This is a genomic window from Pseudomonas hydrolytica (genome assembly GCF_021495345.1).
In the GTDB taxonomy this organism is placed as follows: domain Bacteria; phylum Pseudomonadota; class Gammaproteobacteria; order Pseudomonadales; family Pseudomonadaceae; genus Aquipseudomonas; species Aquipseudomonas hydrolytica.
In genome coordinates this window covers 1,071,384-1,088,965 of sequence record NZ_CP099397.1, presented here as the reverse complement: position 1 = coordinate 1,088,965, position 17,582 = coordinate 1,071,384, and the positions used below count along the sequence as shown (strand labels likewise).

The 17,582-nt window shown below is 64.5% G+C and carries 19 protein-coding genes; 7 read left to right on the top strand and 12 right to left on the bottom strand.

What is annotated here, in order from left to right; translation table 11 throughout:
• Positions 1-72: 72 nt before the first annotated feature.
• On the bottom strand, positions 73-1,614 hold the full coding sequence (murJ, locus tag L1F06_RS04970; protein WP_129483930.1) for a murein biosynthesis integral membrane protein MurJ: 1,542 nt from the start codon (positions 1,612-1,614) through the stop codon (positions 73-75).
• 191 nt (positions 1,615-1,805) lie between these two features.
• Between murJ and rpsT the strand changes: the two genes are divergently transcribed.
• The gene (rpsT, locus tag L1F06_RS04965) at positions 1,806-2,084 is read left to right on the top strand and encodes a 30S ribosomal protein S20 (RefSeq protein ID WP_003243036.1); all 279 of its coding nucleotides are present in this window, start codon (positions 1,806-1,808) and stop codon (positions 2,082-2,084) included.
• A 191-nt stretch (positions 2,085-2,275) separates the two neighbouring features.
• On the opposite strand, the gene L1F06_RS04960 is transcribed toward rpsT, so the two are convergent.
• The gene (locus L1F06_RS04960) at positions 2,276-2,563 is read right to left on the bottom strand and encodes a PA4642 family protein (protein WP_021488129.1); all 288 of its coding nucleotides are present in this window, start codon (positions 2,561-2,563) and stop codon (positions 2,276-2,278) included.
• A 172-nt stretch (positions 2,564-2,735) separates the two neighbouring features.
• Here L1F06_RS04960 and dauA point away from each other — a divergent pair, with 172 nt between their 5' ends.
• Complete coding sequence (gene dauA / locus L1F06_RS04955) at positions 2,736-4,475, top strand: C4-dicarboxylic acid transporter DauA (RefSeq protein ID WP_129483978.1); 1,740 nt, start codon at positions 2,736-2,738, stop codon at positions 4,473-4,475.
• Positions 4,476-4,547: 72 nt separating this feature from the next.
• Here the strand turns inward: dauA and L1F06_RS04950 are convergent, their stop codons facing one another.
• Positions 4,548-5,105, bottom strand: coding sequence for a hypoxanthine-guanine phosphoribosyltransferase (locus L1F06_RS04950; protein ID WP_003243028.1), 558 nt, complete (start codon positions 5,103-5,105; stop codon positions 4,548-4,550).
• Between the two features lie 235 nt (positions 5,106-5,340).
• On the opposite strand from L1F06_RS04950, the gene upp reads away from it, so the two are divergent.
• Together upp and L1F06_RS04940 are read left to right on the top strand one after the other, a co-directional pair.
• On the top strand, positions 5,341-5,979 hold the full coding sequence (upp, locus tag L1F06_RS04945) for a uracil phosphoribosyltransferase (protein ID WP_003243027.1): 639 nt from the start codon (positions 5,341-5,343) through the stop codon (positions 5,977-5,979).
• A gap of 2 nt (positions 5,980-5,981) precedes the next feature.
• Complete coding sequence (locus L1F06_RS04940; RefSeq protein WP_129483979.1) at positions 5,982-7,244, top strand: uracil-xanthine permease family protein; 1,263 nt, start codon at positions 5,982-5,984, stop codon at positions 7,242-7,244.
• Positions 7,245-7,311: 67 nt separating this feature from the next.
• On the opposite strand, the gene L1F06_RS04935 is transcribed toward L1F06_RS04940, so the two are convergent.
• Both L1F06_RS04935 and L1F06_RS04930 read right to left on the bottom strand, forming a co-directional pair.
• The gene (locus L1F06_RS04935) at positions 7,312-8,325 is read right to left on the bottom strand and encodes a DUF481 domain-containing protein (protein WP_129483980.1); all 1,014 of its coding nucleotides are present in this window, start codon (positions 8,323-8,325) and stop codon (positions 7,312-7,314) included.
• Between the two features lie 149 nt (positions 8,326-8,474).
• A complete protein-coding gene (locus L1F06_RS04930; RefSeq protein ID WP_129484025.1) occupies positions 8,475-9,467 on the bottom strand; it encodes a DUF481 domain-containing protein in 993 nt (330 codons plus the stop codon).
• A 16-nt stretch (positions 9,468-9,483) separates the two neighbouring features.
• On the opposite strand from L1F06_RS04930, the gene L1F06_RS04925 reads away from it, so the two are divergent.
• From L1F06_RS04925 to L1F06_RS04915, 3 genes are all read left to right on the top strand, one after another.
• The gene (locus L1F06_RS04925) at positions 9,484-9,858 is read left to right on the top strand and encodes an MGMT family protein (RefSeq protein ID WP_003243020.1); all 375 of its coding nucleotides are present in this window, start codon (positions 9,484-9,486) and stop codon (positions 9,856-9,858) included.
• 43 nt (positions 9,859-9,901) lie between these two features.
• A complete protein-coding gene (locus tag L1F06_RS04920) occupies positions 9,902-11,698 on the top strand; it encodes an AmpG family muropeptide MFS transporter (protein ID WP_129483981.1) in 1,797 nt (598 codons plus the stop codon).
• Between the two features lie 509 nt (positions 11,699-12,207).
• Positions 12,208-12,657 carry a hypothetical protein gene (locus tag L1F06_RS04915; RefSeq protein ID WP_129483983.1) on the top strand — a complete coding sequence of 150 codons (450 nt, stop codon included), beginning with the start codon at positions 12,208-12,210 and terminating at the stop codon, positions 12,655-12,657.
• 160 nt (positions 12,658-12,817) lie between these two features.
• On the opposite strand, the gene L1F06_RS04910 is transcribed toward L1F06_RS04915, so the two are convergent.
• The 7 genes from L1F06_RS04910 to L1F06_RS04880 are packed head-to-tail and all read right to left on the bottom strand — an operon-like array spanning position 12,818 to position 17,578.
• Positions 12,818-13,282 (bottom strand): DUF1353 domain-containing protein, encoded by a 465-nt coding sequence (locus L1F06_RS04910; protein WP_252576735.1) that lies wholly within the window; start codon positions 13,280-13,282, stop codon positions 12,818-12,820.
• Positions 13,279-13,803, bottom strand: a complete 525-nt coding sequence (locus L1F06_RS04905) for a DUF4376 domain-containing protein (RefSeq protein WP_129483984.1) — start codon at positions 13,801-13,803, stop codon at positions 13,279-13,281. The genes L1F06_RS04910 and L1F06_RS04905 overlap by 4 nt, the downstream gene beginning before the upstream one ends.
• Before the next feature lie 5 nt (positions 13,804-13,808).
• Entirely contained in the window at positions 13,809-14,966 is a 1,158-nt protein-coding gene (locus L1F06_RS04900; protein ID WP_129483985.1) for a glycine-rich domain-containing protein, read from the bottom strand.
• A complete protein-coding gene (locus L1F06_RS04895; protein ID WP_177491325.1) occupies positions 14,967-15,590 on the bottom strand; it encodes a YmfQ family protein in 624 nt (207 codons plus the stop codon).
• Positions 15,578-16,627, bottom strand: coding sequence for a baseplate J/gp47 family protein (locus L1F06_RS04890; protein WP_129483987.1), 1,050 nt, complete (start codon positions 16,625-16,627; stop codon positions 15,578-15,580). Before L1F06_RS04890 ends, L1F06_RS04895 begins: the two co-directional genes overlap by 13 nt.
• Positions 16,617-17,066, bottom strand: a complete 450-nt coding sequence (locus tag L1F06_RS04885) for a phage GP46 family protein (RefSeq protein WP_129483988.1) — start codon at positions 17,064-17,066, stop codon at positions 16,617-16,619. The genes L1F06_RS04890 and L1F06_RS04885 overlap by 11 nt, the downstream gene beginning before the upstream one ends.
• On the bottom strand, positions 17,066-17,578 hold the full coding sequence (locus L1F06_RS04880) for a phage baseplate assembly protein V (RefSeq protein WP_252576734.1): 513 nt from the start codon (positions 17,576-17,578) through the stop codon (positions 17,066-17,068). The genes L1F06_RS04885 and L1F06_RS04880 overlap by 1 nt, the downstream gene beginning before the upstream one ends.
• Positions 17,579-17,582: the final 4 nt, after the last annotated feature.

Sequence of the window (17,582 nt, the reverse complement as noted above, 5' to 3'; positions counted from 1 at the left end):
GGGAGTCGTAGGTGCGCCGTGCGCACCGGTCCCGCCGCGACCTGCTGGTGCGCACGGCGCACCCTACAACAGCTATAGCGCCCTGCGCGCGAAGTCGCGCAGACGAAACCCCAGCAGCAGCAGCGTGCCGAAGTACACCACCACGCCGGCAAGCACCAGCGCGCCCAGGCGCAGCAGACGCAGCGGCATCTCGCCCTCGGCCCAGGCCGGCATTATCTGCAGCAGCCCCAGCAGCACCGCCACCATCACCGCCACCGCCACCGCCAGCTTGAGCAGGAACAGCCCCCACCCCGGCAGCGGCTGGAAGATATCGGCGCGGCGCAGCTGCCAGTACAGCAGGCCGGCGTTCAGACAGGCCGCCAGGCTGATCGCCAGCGCCAGGCCGACGTGCGCCATTTCCAGACCGAAGACGAACAGCGCGTTCATCGCCTGGGTCGCCAGCAGACTGACCACCGCGATGCGTACCGGCGTCTTGATGTTCTGCTGTGCATAGAAACCCGGCGCGAGGATCTTCACCAGGATCAGCGCCAGCAGGCCGACCGCGTAGGCCATCAGCGCCTGCTGGGTCATCAGCGAATCGTTGGCGGTGAACTTGCCGTACTGGAACAGCGACACCACCAGCGGCTCGGCGAGAATTGCCAGCGCCAGGGTGCAGGGCAGCACCAGCAGGAAGCACAGGCGCAGCCCCCAGTCGAGCAGGCGGCGGTATTCGTCACGGTCCTTGCTCGCGTAGGTTTTCGATAGCGCCGGCAGCAGGATGGTCCCCAGCGCCACGCCCAGCACCCCCGAGGGCAGCTCCATCAGGCGGTCGGCGTAGTACATCCAGGACACCGAGCCGGCCACCAGGAACGAGGCGAAGACGGTGTTGATGATCAAGGAAATCTGGCTGACCGACACGCCGAAGATCGCCGGCCCCATCTGCTTGAGCACGCGCCAGACGCCCAGGTCGCCGAAACTCAGGCGCGGCAGTACCAGCATGCCGATCTTCTTCAGATGCGGCAGCTGCCAGAGTAACTGTGCCAGCCCGCCAACCAGCACGGCCCAGCCCAGCGCCATGATCGGCGGATCGAAATAGGGCGTCAGAAACAGCGCGAAAACGATCATGCTGACGTTGAGCAGGGTCGGCACGAATGCCGGCACCGAGAAGCGGTTCCAGGTATTGAGAATGGCGCCGGCCAGCGATGACAGGGAGATCAGCAATATATAGGGGAAGGTCACTCGCAGCAGATCGACGGTCAGCTCGAAACGCTCGGCCTCGGCAGCGAACCCGGGCGCCGTGGCCCAGACTATCCAGGGCGCCGCAAGCACGCCGATGGCCGTGACCAGCGCCAGCACCAGGGTCAGCAAACCGGACACGTAGGCGATGAAGGTGCGCGTGGCCTCCTCGCCCTGCTGCATCTTGTACTCGGCCAGGATCGGCACGAAGGCCTGCGAGAACGCCCCTTCGGCAAAAATACGGCGCAGCAGATTGGGCAGCTTGAACGCCACCACGAAGGCATCCGATGCCACTCCCGCGCCGAAGGTGCGGGCGATGATGGTGTCGCGCACGAACCCCAGCACGCGCGACACCATGGTCAGAGAGCTGACGGCAGCCAGGGATTTGAGCAGATTCATGGGGTGTTTCGGCTTCCATAAAGAGGTGCAGTAGCGGACAATCCGCCGCCCAACGAAGGCGACGAGTGTAGCGAGCCACCACTGGTCAGGCCAGCACAGGAAAGCGTCATCAGACTTGACAGCAGGCAGATGGATCGGCATGATTCGCGGCCTTATTTGTCGTAACCCCCCAGTTTTCGAGGAGCTTGACGGTGGCCAACTCACCTTCTGCCAAAAAACGCGCCAAACAGGCTGAGAAGCGCCGTAGCCATAACGCCAGCCTGCGCTCGATGGTTCGTACCTACATCAAGAACGTGGTCAAGGCTATTGCTGCCAAGGATCTCGAGCTTGCCAAGACCGCTTACACTGCAGCCGTTCCGGTCATCGACCGCATGGCTGACAAAGGCATCATCCACAAGAACAAAGCCGCTCGTCACAAGAGCCGCCTGAACGCGCACATCAAGGCGCTGGGCGAAGCTGCTGCCGCCTAATCGCGACAGGTTCTTGAAAAAACCGGCCCTTGAGGCCGGTTTTTTATTGCCCCGAATTCACGATCCGCAGCCCATAAAAATGGCCGGGAGGCATTTCGACGGCCCGCTGGGTGGCCGCCATGGATGGCAGGCCATAAAAAATGCCCGCCTCCTCAACGGAGCGCGGGCATTTTTGCCTATGCCTACCAGAATCAGCCGCGAGCAGCCTTGATCACTTCGATATAGGGCTCGGCATTACGCTGATCCTGAATCAGGGCGATGAAATCATTGCCCTGCGCATCGGTGGCGGAGAGGTCGTAGCCTTCGGCGACGAAGAAGCCTACGAAACGCTCGAAATCATCGATACGCAGACCGCGGTAAGCCTTGATCAGCTTGTGCAGCGAAGGCGGCGTGGCGTCCGCTGGTTCCACCGCAAGGAACAGCTTGATCGAGTCATCGCTGATTTCTTCGCCAATCACCTGCTTCTTGTCTTTACGCATCGCCCGCTCCCGCCAGCATTACAGAGGGCCGGCAGTGTACCGCCGAGCCGCGCGCGGCTCAACGCGCAGCCGGGCAGGCTAACACGCGAGCAGGCGACACGACAGCCGACCTAGGTCATGCCGCAGCCCGTGGTCGTGCTCCTATAATGCGCCAAGCCACTAGGGAGCCAGCATGTCACGCCCATCGTTACCGCTGTTCGCCGCCTGGCGCCAGACGCTGCGCGCCGGTTACTCGTGGAAGGCCCTGCGCGGAGACCTGAGCGCCGGTCTGACGGTGGGCATCATCGCCATTCCGCTGGCCATGGCGCTGGCCATCGCGGTGGGCGTGGCACCGCAGCACGGCCTCTATACCGTGCTGATCGCCGCGCCCCTGATCGCCCTGTGCGGCGGCTCGCGCTTCAACATCTCCGGCCCAACCGCCGCCTTCGTGGTGATCCTGCTACCGATCACCCAGCAATACGGCCTCGGCGGATTGCTGCTGTGCACGCTGATGGCCGGGCTGATCCTGATCAGCCTGGGCCTGCTGCGCGCCGGACGCCTGATCGAATTCGTGCCTTATCCGGTGACCCTGGGCTTCACTGCCGGCATCGGCATCGTCATCGCCATCCTGCAGATCAAGGACCTGTTCGGCCTGCACCTGGCCGGCGCGCCGCAACATCTGCTGGAGCAGGTGAATCTTCTGGTGCGCGCCCTGCCCAGCCTGCAACCCGGCGACACGCTGGTTGGCATCGCGTGCCTGGCGACGCTGCTGATCTGGCCACGCCTGGCGCCGAAGATTCCCGCCCACCTCGTTGCTCTGGCGATTGGCGCGCTGCTCGCGCTGGCCCTGGAACGGCTCGGGCTGCCGGTGGCGACACTGGGCGAACGCTTCAGCTATCAGCTCGACGGTATCGAGCATCCCGGCATTCCGCCCTTCCTGCCCAGCCTGGCGATACCCTGGAGCCTGCCCGGCGCTGACGGCCAGCCGCTGGTAGTGTCCTTCGAGCTGATTCGCCAACTGCTCGCCCCGGCATTCGCCATCGCCATGCTCGGCGCCATCGAGTCACTGCTGTGTGCTGTGGTGGCCGACGGCATGACCGGCAGCAAGCACGATCCCAACGCCGAACTGATCGGCCAGGGCCTGGGCAATCTGGCCGCGCCCTTCTTCGGCGGCATCACCGCCACTGCGGCCATCGCCCGTACGGCCGCCAATGTGCGCGCCGGCGCCTTCTCGCCGCTGGCGGCACTGGTCCATGCCGGGGTGGTGCTGGCCGCCATCCTGCTGCTCGCGCCGCTGTTCAGCTACCTGCCGATGGCGGCTCTGGCCGCGCTGCTGTTGATGGTGGCGTGGAACATGAGCGAACCCCACCATGTTGCCCACACCCTGCGCATCGCCCCACGCAGCGATGTGCTGGTGCTGCTGACCTGCCTGGTGCTGACGGTGCTGTTCGACATGGTGCTGGCCGTTGGCGTCGGCCTGCTGCTGGCCGCCGGCCTGTTCATCAAGCGCATGAGCGAGCTGACCGATACGGCCGCCCTGAACCGCCAACAGCGAGAAGCGCTGCAAGACCTGCCCGAGCACGTACTGGCCTACGCCATTCGCGGCCCGCTGTTCTTCGGCGCGGCAGAGAAGGCCCTGAGCGTGCTGCGCCGCTTCACGCCCGGCGTGAAAGTGGTGGTGGTCGATATCAGCGCCGTGCCGCTGCTGGACATGACCGCCCTGGCGGCGCTGGACAACGTGCTGCGCGACTATCGCCAGCAGGGCGTGGCGCTGATCCTCAGCGGCCCCACCGCCCAGGTACGCCTGCAACTGCGGCGCGCCGGCGTGCAGCGCCGCGAAGGCGAGCTGGCATATGTGCGGGATCTGCCGCAGGCGCGGGAAAAGGCCTTGCGCTGGCTGGAGGCGAGCCCCGACGCGCAGCACGCCATGTAGGGGGCGCCGTGCGCACCGGGAAAAGCATCAGGAAAGCTGGTGCGCGCAGCGCACCCTGCGCGTTACAACCGCTTACAGCCCCTTGACCGCGTAAATGCCGGCGGCGTTGCGCCAGTAGCCCTTGTAGTCCATGCCGTAGCCGAAGATGTAGCGGTCGATGCACTGCAGGCCCACGTAGTTGGCCTTCAGGTCGGGGCGCGCCTTGCGCTCGTGCTCCTTGTCGATCAGCACTGCCGTGTGTACCGCACGCGCGCCGGCATGGCGGCAGAAATCGATGATCGCGCCCAGGGTATGCCCTTCGTCGAGGATGTCGTCGATGATCAGCACATCGCGGTCGATGAAGGAGACTTCCGGCTTGGCCTTCCAGAACAACTCGCCACCGCTGGTTTCGTTGCGATAACGCGTAGCGTGCAGGTAGGACGCTTCCAGGGGGAAGTTCAGCTTGGTCAGCAGCTTGCCGGAGAAGATCAGGCCGCCGTTCATCACGCAGAACACCACCGGGTTGCGCTCGGCCAGTTCGGCGTTGATCTGGCTGGCAACCTTGTCGATGGCCGCTTCCACCTCGGCTTCGGTGAACAGGCAATCGGCTTCCGCCATGACTTGACGGATATGCGCGAGATCGGCGGACATGGGCGTTCTCTCTCAAAGGGCTGATGAATAGCGGGGACAGCTGAAAACTGATCGACCCGTCAAATAAAAGCGGGCAAAGGTACAGACCCGCAGGGCGCTTGCCAAGCCTCGACTGACCAGCGTAGCCGATGCTCGCCAAGCGACAGGCGTGACCCATCAGTCACCCACCACTTGGCATGAGCAATGCTTTAATCTAACGCGATTTTTCCCAGAGCCCCGTTGGAGATCCCAGCCCATGCCCACTCGCGAGATCCGCCACCCGCTGATCCGTCACAAGATCGGCCTGATGCGCCGCGCCGATATCAGTACCAAGAATTTCCGCGAGCTGGCCCAGGAAGTCGGCGCCCTGCTGACCTATGAAGCCACCAACGACCTGCCGCTGGAAAGCTACGAGATCGAAGGCTGGGCGGGCGCCGTGCAGGTGGAGAAGATCGCCGGCAAGAAGATCACCGTGGTGCCCATCCTGCGCGCCGGCATCGGCATGCTCGACGGCGTGCTCAGCCTGATCCCAGGCGCCAAGGTCAGCGCCGTGGGCGTGGCGCGCAACGAGGAGACCCTCGAAGCGCACACCTACCTGGAGAAGCTCGCGCCGGAAATCGACTCGCGCCTGGCCCTGATCATCGACCCGATGCTGGCCACCGGCGGCTCCATGGTCGCTACCATCGACCTGCTGAAGAAGGCCGGCTGCAAGGACATTCGCGCCATGGTGCTGGTCGCCGCCCCCGAAGGCATCAAGGCAGTCGAGCAGGCGCACCCGGACGTGACCATCTTCACCGCCTCCATCGATCAGCGTCTGAACGAACACGGCTACATCATTCCGGGCCTGGGTGATGCTGGCGACAAGATTTTCGGCACCAAGCAGAAGGACGCCTGAGCATGTCGCGAACGGAATTCAACGACCCGCTGTGGCGCCAGGGCATTTCCGGCGCGCAAATGCTGTTCGTGGCCTTCGGCGCTCTGGTGCTGATGCCGCTGATCACCGGCATGGACCCCAACGTCGCGCTGTTCACCGCCGGTATCGGCACCCTGCTGTTCCAGCTGGTGACCAAGCGCCAGGTGCCGGTGTTCCTGGCCTCCAGCTTCGCCTTCATCGCGCCGATCCTGGCCGCCAAGGGCGAGTTCGGCCTGCCTGCGGTGATGGGCGGCGTGATCGCCGCCGGTCTGGTCTACATCCTGCTCTCGGCCCTGGTGAAACTGCGCGGCCCTGGCTTCATCGACCGCCTGTTGCCGCCGGTGGTGATTGCTCCGGTGATCATCTCCATCGGCCTGGCGCTGTCGCCGGTGGCGGTGAACATGGCCATGGGCAAGGCCGGTGACGGCAGCGTCGAGCTGGTGCCCTACAGCACCGCGATGATGATCTCGATGCCGGCCTTGCTCACCACCCTGCTGGTGGCCGTGCTCGGCCGCGGCATTTTCCGTCTGGTGCCGATTCTCGCCGGCATCGCCGTTGGCTGCGCGATCTCGGCCGTGCTGGGGGTGATCGACACCAGCGCAGTGGCACAGGCTTCCTGGCTCGCCGTGCCCAATTTCATCGCACCGGAGCTGCATTGGGGGGCGATCCTGTACATGGTGCCCGTGGCGCTGGCGCCGGCCATCGAGCATATCGGCGGCGTGGTCGCCATCGGCAACGTCACCGGCAAGAACTTCGTCAAGAAGCCCGGCCTGCATCGCACCCTGCTCGGCGACGGCCTGGCCACCTCGGCAGCTGGCCTGTTCGGCGGCCCGCCCAACACCACCTACGCCGAAGTCACTGGTGCGGTGATGCTGACCAAGAGCTACAACCCGAAAGTCATGACCTGGGCTGCGGTCTTCGCCATTGCCCTGGCCTTCATCGGCAAGTTCGGCGTGGCCCTGCAAAGCATTCCGGCTCCGGTGATGGGCGGCATTCTCTGCCTGCTGTTCGGCTCCATCGCCGTGGTCGGCCTCAATACCCTGATCCGCCATCAGGTCGATCTGTCCGAGGCGCGCAACCTGATCATCGTCTCGGTGACACTGGTATTCGGCATCGGCGGCATGGTGATCGGCGGCAAGGAATTCGCCCTGTCGGGCATTTCCCTGTGCGCGGTCAGCGCCCTGCTGCTCAACCTGCTGCTGCCTGGCGGCGCCGGCTGGCGCAACCGGGATCTCGAACAGAGCTGAGCCTGCTGCAACGAAAAAGCCCGCGAGTGAATCGCGGGCTTTTCATTTCAGCGACCAACCGGCCTGCTTACCAACCCACGCCGAAGCCCAGGGTGTAGCGGGTTTCGTCCAGGTCGCCGTCGGCGCCGCTGACGATGTCCTTCTCGGCCTTCATGTTCAGCGAGGCCCAGTCGGTGACCTTGTAGCGCAGGCCCACTTCGGCATCCAGGGTGTAGTCGGCCACGCCCTCGAGCGGCTTGCCGACTTCACCGGAGCTGAACAGCTCCACGGTCTTGCCGATCAGGTAGCGGTTGTAATCCCACTTGACGCTCAAGGCGTAGAACCGATCCTGCTCGCCATCGCTGTAGCGGTAGTCGCTGCGGTTGGCCAGGGTGGCGATGGAGAAGGCGCCCAGCTCGTTGTCCCAGAACTGGTAACCCGGACCGGTACCCAGGGTACGCTGGCGCTCGACCTCTTCGATGCGATCGCGCTTGTACTCGAAGCGCCCCTGCCAGAACCACTGCTCGGTGAGGAAGCGGTCGAGGGCGTACTCGGCGCTCCAGTTATCCGTGCTCACCACGTCGTTCTTCAGCTCGCGGTTGTAATCGGCCTGCGCGTTGTGCCGCCACAGGCCATGACGCGCCTGGGTCTTGACGTCCACATCGTAGTCGTCGGAATCGCGCTCGCCGCGCTTGTAGTCCAGGGCCAGATCGACGTTGCCCTTCCAGGTGAAGTCCTCCACCAGCGGCTTGGGCTTCATGATCTGCTCGATCTGCGCCAGCTCGACGGTGGTCGGCACATCGCCATTGGCCAGGGTCACCTTGCCCGGCTCGGCCGCGAGCAGCGCCTTGGCGCGCTCACCGTTGACCGGACCGAGCTTGACCAGCAATTCGTGGTCGCTCTCGAGGGTGGCGATCTTCTTCCAGCTCAGCGGGATGGAACCGCCATAGTCGGTTTCCAGCAGCAGCTTGCTGCCGTCGAAGAAGCGGATGGTGCCGGTCAGGCGGTCACCATTGGTCAGCCAGACGGTATCGGCTAGGGTTGCGGAGCTGAGCATGGTAAGGCTCAGACCAAGCAGGGATAAGGATTTTGCACGCGACATGGCAGGTCTATACGGCTCTGGTGGGCGAAAAACCGGGCATTATGCGCAAGCCCGACGCTAGAGCAAGAGCTGACCGGCCACGCGCAGCGGAGTTCAGCGTTTCCGCCGAGCGGCACCGCGTGGCGCGGCTGGCGGAGGGAGTTACCGGCTTACCAACCGATCCCGACGCCGAGCAGGTAATGGCGGTCGGAAACCGTCTGGCCCAGGCCTCGCAGCTGATCCAGCTCGTAGAGGAGCGACAGCCGCGCCCACTGGTTGAGGCGATAACGCAGGCCGAACTCGCTGTCGAGCACGTAGTCGATCTCATCGATGTGCGGGAGCTGCAGCTCGGCGTTGGCATAGAACTCCAGACGCGTACCCCACAGCAGGCGCTTGTAGTCCAGCTCGATGGAGGTGGTGTTGAAGGCCCGATCGGCCAGATCGGACTCCAGACGCACGCGGTTGAACTGGCCGATCAGGTCGAACCGTCCCAACTCGTTGTCCCAGAAGCGATACCCCGGCCCGGTACCCAGAATGCGCTGACGGTCGATGGTTTCGAACTCATCCTCGCTCTGCTCCAGCCCGACCCGCCAGAACCAGTGCTCGGTGAAGAAACGGTCGAGGTCGTACTCCAGCTCCCAGTTGTCTTCGACCTTCTTGTCGTTCTTGGTCTCACGCTCCAGCTCGCCACTGAGCACGTGGCGCCAACGACCATGCTCGACCCGCGTATTGCCCTTGAGCTTCCACTCGTCGACGTCGTTCTGGTTGCGCTTCATGTCCAGCTTGGCATCGAGATTGCCCTCCCAGACACGGTCCTCCAGCAGCGGGCGCGGCGGAACCAGGCGGGTGATCTGCGCCAGCGGCAGCACGTACTCGCGCTCGCCCTGTACCCGCACCATGCCACTGCCGGCGGCGGCCAACCTTTCGCCTCGCTCGCTGTCGAAACCGCTACGCCTGACCAGCAGGGGCTTGTCCGAACTGAGGGTGTCGATATCCTTCCAGTCGATCAGCACCTGGCCGGCATACTTGGTCTTGAGCGCCAGCTTGCCGCCATCGAGCAGGACAATCTCACCGCTCAGACGGTCGCCGTTGTTGAGCCAGACGGTGTCTGCCAGGGCCGGGTTCATCAGGACAGCAAGGATCAAGGCGAGCAGTACGCGCATGATAAGGAAGACCCACATGACTGGAACGAACCCGCCAGAGTCTGCATGGCAGGCGCCGCCGCCGGCAAGCGCCGACGCCCGCCGCGAGGCCCTGTATCTGGTGCTGGCGCAGGTGCCGAGCGGCAAGGTCGTCAGCTATGGCGAACTGGCCCAGCTGGCCGGGCTTGGCCGCGCCGCGCGCTGGGTCGGGCGTACCCTGAGCCAACTGCCGGAGGGCACGACGCTACCCTGGCACCGCGTGATCGCGGCCGGCGGACGCCTGAGTCTGGCGGCCGGCAGCGCCTCGGGCGCCGAGCAGCGGGCCCGCCTGCGCGCCGAGGGCGTCAGCATCCTGAACGAACGTGTGGATATGCGTCGGCACGGCTGGCGCCCGATGGAGCACAACAGTTAGAGTGCGCTACCAATCCGATACCCCTGCCCCAGATTCGAGCCTGATGCCACGCAAATCCTGGCGAGAAGCCCTCGCCACCTACGCCAATCCCGCCACCCTGGCTCTGCTGCTTCTCGGCTTCGCCGCCGGCCTGCCCTACATGCTGGTGTTCTCGACCCTCTCGGTGTGGCTGCGCGAAGCCGGCGTGGCGCGCGAGACCATCGGTTTCGCCAGCCTGATCGGCCTGGCCTACGCCTTCAAGTGGGTATGGGCGCCGATGCTCGACCAATGGCGCCTGCCGCTGCTGGGCAAGCTCGGCCGCCGTCGCTCGTGGCTGGTGCTGGCTCAGGGGCTGGTCGCCATCGGCCTGGTCGGCATGGCCAACTTCGACCCGCAGACCCACCTGTCCTGGCTGATCGCCCTGGCCGTGCTGGTGGCCTTCGCCTCGGCCACTCAGGACATCGCCGTGGATGCCTACCGCCTGGAGATTCTCGGCGACGAGCATCAGGCCGCCCTGGCCGCCGCCTACATGACCGGTTACCGCGTCGCCGCGTTGCTGGCCACCGCAGGCGCGCTGTACTTTGCCGAGGGCTTCGGCTCCACCGCGAAGAACTATCAGTTCAGCGCCTGGGCCGGCACCTACCTGGTATTTGCCCTGCTGATGCTGCCGGGGCTGCTCACCTCCATCTGGATGCGCGAACCGCCGGCCCCGCCGCATATCCATGCGCCGCCGCCCAAGCACGGCTTCTTCCATCAGTTGCTGGCGATCATGGCGGTCATCGTGCTGGTGATCTCCGTGCCCACCCTGTTCATCCAGTTCTACCAGAGCGATCTGGTGGCGACGCTGCTGGGCGACGTGACGGTGCAGAGCCTGCTCTACAACGACCGCGCGTTCATGCGGGCGATGCTCTATACCGCGCTGGCCTGCGTCAGCGCCTCCGGGCTGTTCTGGGGCGGCCTGGCGCCGGTGCTGAAGACCGCGGCGGCGAAGTACGGCTTCTTCCACCAGCTACTTTCCGTGCTGCTGCTGATCATTCTGCTGATCTCCGTGCCGGCGATGGTCACCCAGTACTACGACAGCGATCTGCTGCTGATGCTGCAGGGCCAGCTGAGCCTGAAAGACCTGCTGTACTACGACCGCGCCTTCCTGCGCGCCCTGCTCTATACCCTGCTCACCGGCCTGTCCATTTCCAGCCTGTTCTGGGGCGGCATGGCGCCGGTGCTGACGCCGGTCAACGATTTCATCGTGCGTTATCGCTGGCAGGCGCTGCTGCTGCTGAGCCTGATCGCCACCTATCGCCTGTCCGACACGGTGATGGGGGTGATGGCCAACGTCTTCTATATCGACCAGGGCTTCACCAAGGAACAGATCGCCAGCGTCAGCAAGGTGTTCGGCCTGATCATGACCCTCCTCGGTGCCGGCGTCGGCGGCCTGCTCATCGTGCGTTTCGGCATCATGCCGATCCTGCTGATCGGCGCCTTCGCCTCGGCGGCGACCAACCTGCTGTTCATGCTGCTGGTAGGCATGGGCCCGCACCTGAACATGCTGATCGTCACCATCAGCTGCGACAACTTCAGCGCCGGCCTGGCCACCTCCGCTTTCGTCGCCTATCTGTCGAGCCTGACCAACCTGAAGTTCTCCGCCACCCAGTACGCGCTGCTCAGCTCCATCATGCTGCTGCTGCCGCGCCTGATCGGCGGCTACTCCGGGGTGATGGTGGAGAAGCTCGGCTACGCCCACTTCTTCCTCGCCACCGCGCTGCTGGGCATCCCGACGCTGATTCTCATCGCCCTCCAGTGGGGCCGTGACAGACGCCAGCCCAACGGAGACGCCCCGGTGGCCCCGGCGGAAAAGGCCTGATACCGAACTGGCAAGTTTGTGTGCGTATCGCTTACTGGCTTGGCACTATCCGTTACCGCGTCAGCTGAATGTTTGGGTTGCGCCCCTTACGGGCGCCACACCTTTCTTGCTTGCCCAAGAAAGGTGTGCCAAAGAAGGGCACCCGGCATCCGGGTTTCGCTGCGCGAAACTTCCCTCGCTCCGGTGCCGCTCCGGGGGCCGGCTTACATGGGCCGTCCCTGGCCCATTAAGCCTCTCGCCGCATCCCTGCGGCTCGCCCCCCTACGCAACACCTCCACTCGGCCTCCTGACGGGACCGGGTCGCGAGCTTGCGAGATTTTCTAAAGCACAACCGCTCCTGCGTCTGTGCTGTAAGGGCGCGCCGACTTTGGCACAGCCTGGCGGTGGATTTGGCATGCCTCGTATAGCGATGGGTGCCACCGCTTTGCGGCATCTTTGGCATTGAGAAACGCCCTTGAATCGACTTTACTGGCTTCCGGCTATCACAGACTGCTGCAAGAGGGAAAAGCATGAAACTGGTGGATGATTACAAAGAAGCGGAGCGTCACCTTGCTGGGTTGGCCAACGGGTGGAAGAGAATCGAGCATCAGTTGGAGTATTTGGCCGACTACTGGCCATCAATGTGCGACCAATTCAAGGGATTTAGGGCATCAATTGAGCCAGTATCACCCGCACCATGGAGGATGAATGGCAAGGTGCTCGGGAAGGAGTTCAGCATCCTGGTAAACCCCCTAGCTGCTGAGGGCGAGCAAGGCTATGAACTCTATGCCGAACTACTAGTACTGGTGCCAAACCCTTTAGAGGGAACGATGGTGAACGCTGCACGCATCCTCCTAGACAGGGAGCTGGCGGTCTATTCAGCACCTGGCCGCAAGCTTGCTGAGGGCGGCAACGACACCGTACCGTTCAGACTGCTTGTCAGCATCCTCGGCCAGGTGCTTAGCAAGGAGACAGCTTGAGCGTGGGTCTAGCCATCAATCATAGGTAGAGCCCGCCACATGGCGGGCTATTTATATGAGTATCTGGCCAGATCAATCAGAACAGCCCAACCGGATCCGCCTGGATATCCCAGCTGCGGCCCGTTTGGGTGCTGGAACACTCGAAACGGGTCGCCTCTCTTTACTTCTTCTTGTAGCGCCAGTGCCCACCGAGGCGGACGCCGGCATACATCAACCAGGCTCGCCATCGGGCAATGCCACTGGCACGCAGGGCGTTGTAGAACACCCGATCCGCCCAATCGCGAGACAACTCCCCCGTGGCGTACAGACGGTCATGAATGGTCGCCGCCGCGTGGCCATAGCCGACGACACTGGCATACAGCGCCAGGGCGCCATAGCCAGCAGTGCCGACCGTCGCGCCCAGCACCGGCAGGAACCAGCCAATCACTAAGCTCAGGGCCAGCAGGCCCACGGCGATGTTGCGCAGCGGGCGCACGCTGGCGAAGTCCGTCTCGAAGCCGGCTGGCACGTGTACAGTCGGCCCGGTCGGGTCGTGGTACATGAACTCGGTGAGTAGGCGGGCCAGTTCGCCGCCATCGAGCAGCTGCACATTCAGCGGCAGAGGAAAGCGCCCCATCATGATCATGGCCACCACCTGTCGTCGGTGTAGTCGGCCGGGATCTCGGACATGTCCTTGAGCTGCCGCGCGGCGAAGATCAGCGCTTGCTTGCGCTCCGCCGCCGCCTTGCCAAAGGCCACCACCGTTTGAGCATCCATCGGCACGAGGCTGTTGTCCAAAGCGATCCAGGTGAAGTCCTGATCCGGATTAGCCCAACGCAAGTCGCCGGGCTGAACACCCGCAACCATTGCCATGAAGCCAAGCTGGGCGGCGCCAGCGATGTTCTCGCGGTCGGTCGCCCGCGACTGGAACACGACGCCAGCGAACTCAACGCCAGAATCGATCCTACGATCCCGTTCCGCATCTACGTCCTCCTTGGTCACTACCTGAGGCTTGCTTTCCGGTGGCGAGAACGCCCCGTTGCTATAAAGCCAACCAGGCTTGACTTCGGGCGGACATTCAACCCATTCCAACGAGGGGTGATAACGTCCGGCAGGATTGATTTCCGTGGTTTCGGCCACGGTACCGCTGTCGATTCGCGCCCACATAATCATCACCATTCGATAGTTACAACGCCGTCGCCACCGCGGCCGGCCGGGTTAGAGCCGGTAGAGCCAGAACCGCCGCCACCGACCGCACCGTCGAAGCCGGCGGAAGGAGTCGCGACACCGTGCGCCCTGGCGCCGCCGGCCCAGTACGAACCGCCACCACCGCCAGCCGTGTAATAGCTAGAGCTGGATTCAGTAAGGAAGTAGCCGCGGTTCTCGCCACCACTGCCCGGAATCACAAAATCGGCCCCCGGTGCGTTCCCTGACCCATTACCGCCCTGGCCCGCAGAGGTGGAACCGCTACCGCCGTTGGCGGTCATGAGGGCCCCGATGGAGGTTGCGCCGCCGTTGTTGCCATTCACTCCGCTAGCTGCCGGCGCGCCACCCGCACCTACGGTGATTGGCAACGATGTCACCCCGATCAAGTCCAGCACTTTGAAACCGGTTGCGCCGGCGCCACCGCCGCCGCCGCTGCTTGTATTGATCCTTGATCCGGCACCGCCGGCTCCAGTGGCCTTACTTAGAGCCCTTCGTCGGCCGGCGCGTAGCACTGCAGGGACGGTAAATGTGTAAACGCCCGCCACATCCCATTTCACGAAACCCGTCGCGATACTGGCCGGCAACTGCGCCTGCCCAACGCACCACCACTTTCCAGCACCGTCGCTGCGCAGGCGCAGATAATCGCCTGCAAACAGAAGCTCAGTCGTAGTCTGTCCGGCAGCGTTAGCTGTGGTATCCAGCATGAGCTTGTCGTCACCGCTGACAGCCAGAACGAGGACATTCGCGGACGCATCTGACCGCCGCACGACAACCTCAATGCCATCGGAGGCCCCACCCACGCTATCGCTGGGTGGTAAGTAGAATGTTCGTGCGCCGCCACCGGCGCTGAGCAGGAATAAGCCAGGCTTGGCGGGAAGAACGACGCTCTCCGAGAAGCTCAGAACAGCCCCGTCCGTCAGCGCACGAAAGGCCTTGAGTAGTTGCGTGTCGTCTTCTACATCCAGCGCCAAGCCCGCCGCCTCGACCACCGCCACCAGCTCGCGCTGCATCATGTTGAAATAGCCCGCCAGCATCGGCGTGGCCTGCTGTCCCGAGGCCGGGTTGCCGGGGCGCCATTCGCCGCTCTCGGTGACCCGGTCGGTGTATGCACCTACCTTTTCCATTTACCCCTCCAGATATCCAACTTGCAGGATTAGCCAGCTCGGCGCGGCATGCCGCAGCGAGCATTCAATGAGTTCATCGCCCCAGGAGCGCAGCGGATCGCCGATCACGGCTTCGCCGATGACGGACTCGCGCACCACGCCGTTGGGTAGCAGCACGCGCCAGGTCAGATCCCAGTCCGCGCCGTTCATGTCGTCGCCGATCACCGCTCCGGTGTGCCCGGTCGGTGTGTCGACCTCGACGGTGGCCTCTCGAAACTCCATCACCTGGGCGCCGGCATAGCCGAGCCCTTCGGCCAGATCCAGGTAGTCCTGGATGGTCATGCCGCCCCGGCCAACGATGCGGCCTATCAGCGCCGCCTTGCGGTCGGCCATGGACTGCACGGCCGGCGCGCAGGCCGATGGCAGGCCATAGCTGGCTTCCCAGTCCTCGAAGGTGTACAAGGCCTGGCGCGGGTCGGCCTCGATCAGCAGTGCCTGCGCACGTTCGTCAATGCGGGCGAACTCTCGCGCCTGGCCGGCCAGCAGGCGCTGCAGCATCGATGTCGGATCAGCATTCCAAACGATGCCCGGCGGCAGCAGCGCGAACAGCTGCTGGCGGTAGTCGTTAGCCGTCAGGCCAGCCACTCGGCACCTCCCCAGATCGGCAAATGGCCGTGCGCATGGGTGACGTTGGCGGTCGGCCATTCCAGCTCGTAGTCAGTCACGCCTGCAGCAGTGCCAATTGCAGTGCGAATCGACGAGATGGTCAGCGTGCCGCCCGGCTTGCCGGCACGCAGGACCAGATCCTGGAGCGCCTGCTCGACGGCCGTCCGGGTGCCGGTGTTGTCCGGCGTCACCCGCAGTTGCGGCACGAACGGTGCCGGCACCGGCGGAATGACGTACACGTGCGCGGTGACGTTGCGCTGAGTGGCGATATAGTCGAAGACTTCCTGCAGGAGCTGCAGCGACGGCATCGGCCCATCGGCAGCGTCATCAGCCATGATGCGGATAACGATGGTGCCCGGCCCCATGCCCAGCGGGTCCTCCCACGCTCGGGTCACACCCGGCACCTGCAGTGCCCATTCGGCCCAGTCGCCCTCGGCGCCACCGCGAGGAATGCGGGCACGGCGGCGCATGATGCGGTCACGCCAGCTATCGAACTTCTCGATGTCGGCGCCACCCGTGATGCCGGCCGCCCCGACAGTCGCTGTAGCGTTCACGCCTACCACGGGCGAGACCAGCGTCATCTGTACGCCAGCCGGCCGGCTGCCGGCGCTACCAGGAGTCAACGCCTCGATCTCGACAGTCGCAGTTCCGGCCACAAGGGTGACGTCCTGGACGGTTCGGTATTCCTGCCCATCGACCTGCACCAAGGTGCCGGCATCGATCACGGCACCTGTGGTACCGGTGAAGATCAGCGGCCCGGTGGCGGTGCTGTCTTGGCGCCGTGGTACGCCAACGCTGTGCAGGTGCAGCAGGTCGTCGTCGCAGGTCTCGGGGAACAGTTGCTTCTCCAACCACTGCAAATAGCCGTAAAGGCCATGGGCAACGCCGGCTTCGCCGGTTGCCAGAATGCGAGTCAGGCGGCTGGCCAACTCGGCCTGCGCGCCTGGCAGGCGCGACACCAGGTCGTTGTCGATTCGCCCGATCAGCTCGGGCAGCGCCGGACGCTTAAAGCCCATCGTTCAATCCCCATACATAGTCATAACGGCGCACTACGGCGGCGCCGGTCGGGCGTTCGATGCCCACGATCAGTTGCAGCACGCCACGCCGCAGGTGGATGGCCTCGACGTCAACGGCCTTGGCGATGCCGTCCTCAATCAGCCAGTCCAGCGCCTCGCTGGCGTATTCCTCGGCACGGCGCAGAACGCGGTCCAGGTCCTTCTCGCGGCTCAGCAGCCACAGGCGCGAGCCTTGCAGGCGATCCGAGTAGGCGTCGCACCACCAGCCACGACGGTCGGTGCCGTCGTCCGGCAGCACGTCCTCGGCCAGGGCACGACGGTCGGTGTAGAGCGACAGCAGCACGGCGGTCTCCAGGCCGCTGTCGACCACCAGGTCGCCGCCCGCGATGGCCAGGTCGAAGGCTTTGGCGTTGGGGTCGTAAACCAGGGCGATATCCATCAGTTCATCCCCGGCGTCGGGCCTGGCCCACCGTGGTGGTGGTCGTTGTAGATATCGCGGATGCCCTGCATGGTGCTGGTGTGGTCGCGCACGTTGCCGGCGACCTCGAGGTCGCCGTCCATGGTCACCACCGGGCAGTCGACGAACGCCAGCGGCAGGCCAGCCCCCTTGATCACAATGCCCTCGCGGGTCAGGTGTACGGACTGGCCCAGATCGTCATAGATGGCCACTTCGCCGCCCTTAAGCCCGGACATGCGGTAACGGCGGTCATCAACCACCAGTGCAACCAGGTGCGCGCGGGCGCCGCCCACGGACGCCACCACGGCCTCGGCGCCGCCGTGCGGTACCGAGGTAATGCCGTACTGCTGGAAGCGCTCGGCCCATGCCGGCGACTCGCCCAGCAGCGTGACCTGCACGCTCTGCAGGGTTTGCTCGTCGGCCACCATCTTCAGTACGCCGCGAGACACCAGAAGGCGCATACGGCGCCAAATGGGGCTGAGCAGGCGAGACATCGTG

Coding starts and splice junctions, on each gene's coding strand:
- L1F06_RS04905 (WP_129483984.1), bottom strand. CDS start 13,803: ATGTGGGCGCGAATCGACAGCGGTACCGTGGCCGAAACCACGGAAATC.
- L1F06_RS04880 (WP_252576734.1), bottom strand. CDS start 17,578: ATGTCTCGCCTGCTCAGCCCCATTTGGCGCCGTATGCGCCTTCTGGTG.
- L1F06_RS04925 (WP_003243020.1), top strand. CDS start 9,484: ATGACTGGAACGAACCCGCCAGAGTCTGCATGGCAGGCGCCGCCGCCG.
- L1F06_RS04930 (WP_129484025.1), bottom strand. CDS start 9,467: ATGCGCGTACTGCTCGCCTTGATCCTTGCTGTCCTGATGAACCCGGCC.
- L1F06_RS04900 (WP_129483985.1), bottom strand. CDS start 14,966: ATGGAAAAGGTAGGTGCATACACCGACCGGGTCACCGAGAGCGGCGAA.
- L1F06_RS04950 (WP_003243028.1), bottom strand. CDS start 5,105: ATGTCCGCCGATCTCGCGCATATCCGTCAAGTCATGGCGGAAGCCGAT.
- L1F06_RS04960 (WP_021488129.1), bottom strand. CDS start 2,563: ATGCGTAAAGACAAGAAGCAGGTGATTGGCGAAGAAATCAGCGATGAC.
- L1F06_RS04910 (WP_252576735.1), bottom strand. CDS start 13,282: ATGATCATGATGGGGCGCTTTCCTCTGCCGCTGAATGTGCAGCTGCTC.
- upp (WP_003243027.1), top strand. CDS start 5,341: ATGCCCACTCGCGAGATCCGCCACCCGCTGATCCGTCACAAGATCGGC.
- L1F06_RS04885 (WP_129483988.1), bottom strand. CDS start 17,066: ATGGATATCGCCCTGGTTTACGACCCCAACGCCAAAGCCTTCGACCTG.
- murJ (WP_129483930.1), bottom strand. CDS start 1,614: ATGAATCTGCTCAAATCCCTGGCTGCCGTCAGCTCTCTGACCATGGTG.
- L1F06_RS04915 (WP_129483983.1), top strand. CDS start 12,208: ATGAAACTGGTGGATGATTACAAAGAAGCGGAGCGTCACCTTGCTGGG.
- L1F06_RS04920 (WP_129483981.1), top strand. CDS start 9,902: ATGCCACGCAAATCCTGGCGAGAAGCCCTCGCCACCTACGCCAATCCC.
- L1F06_RS04890 (WP_129483987.1), bottom strand. CDS start 16,627: ATGGGCTTTAAGCGTCCGGCGCTGCCCGAGCTGATCGGGCGAATCGAC.
- L1F06_RS04940 (WP_129483979.1), top strand. CDS start 5,982: ATGTCGCGAACGGAATTCAACGACCCGCTGTGGCGCCAGGGCATTTCC.
- dauA (WP_129483978.1), top strand. CDS start 2,736: ATGTCACGCCCATCGTTACCGCTGTTCGCCGCCTGGCGCCAGACGCTG.
- L1F06_RS04935 (WP_129483980.1), bottom strand. CDS start 8,325: ATGTCGCGTGCAAAATCCTTATCCCTGCTTGGTCTGAGCCTTACCATG.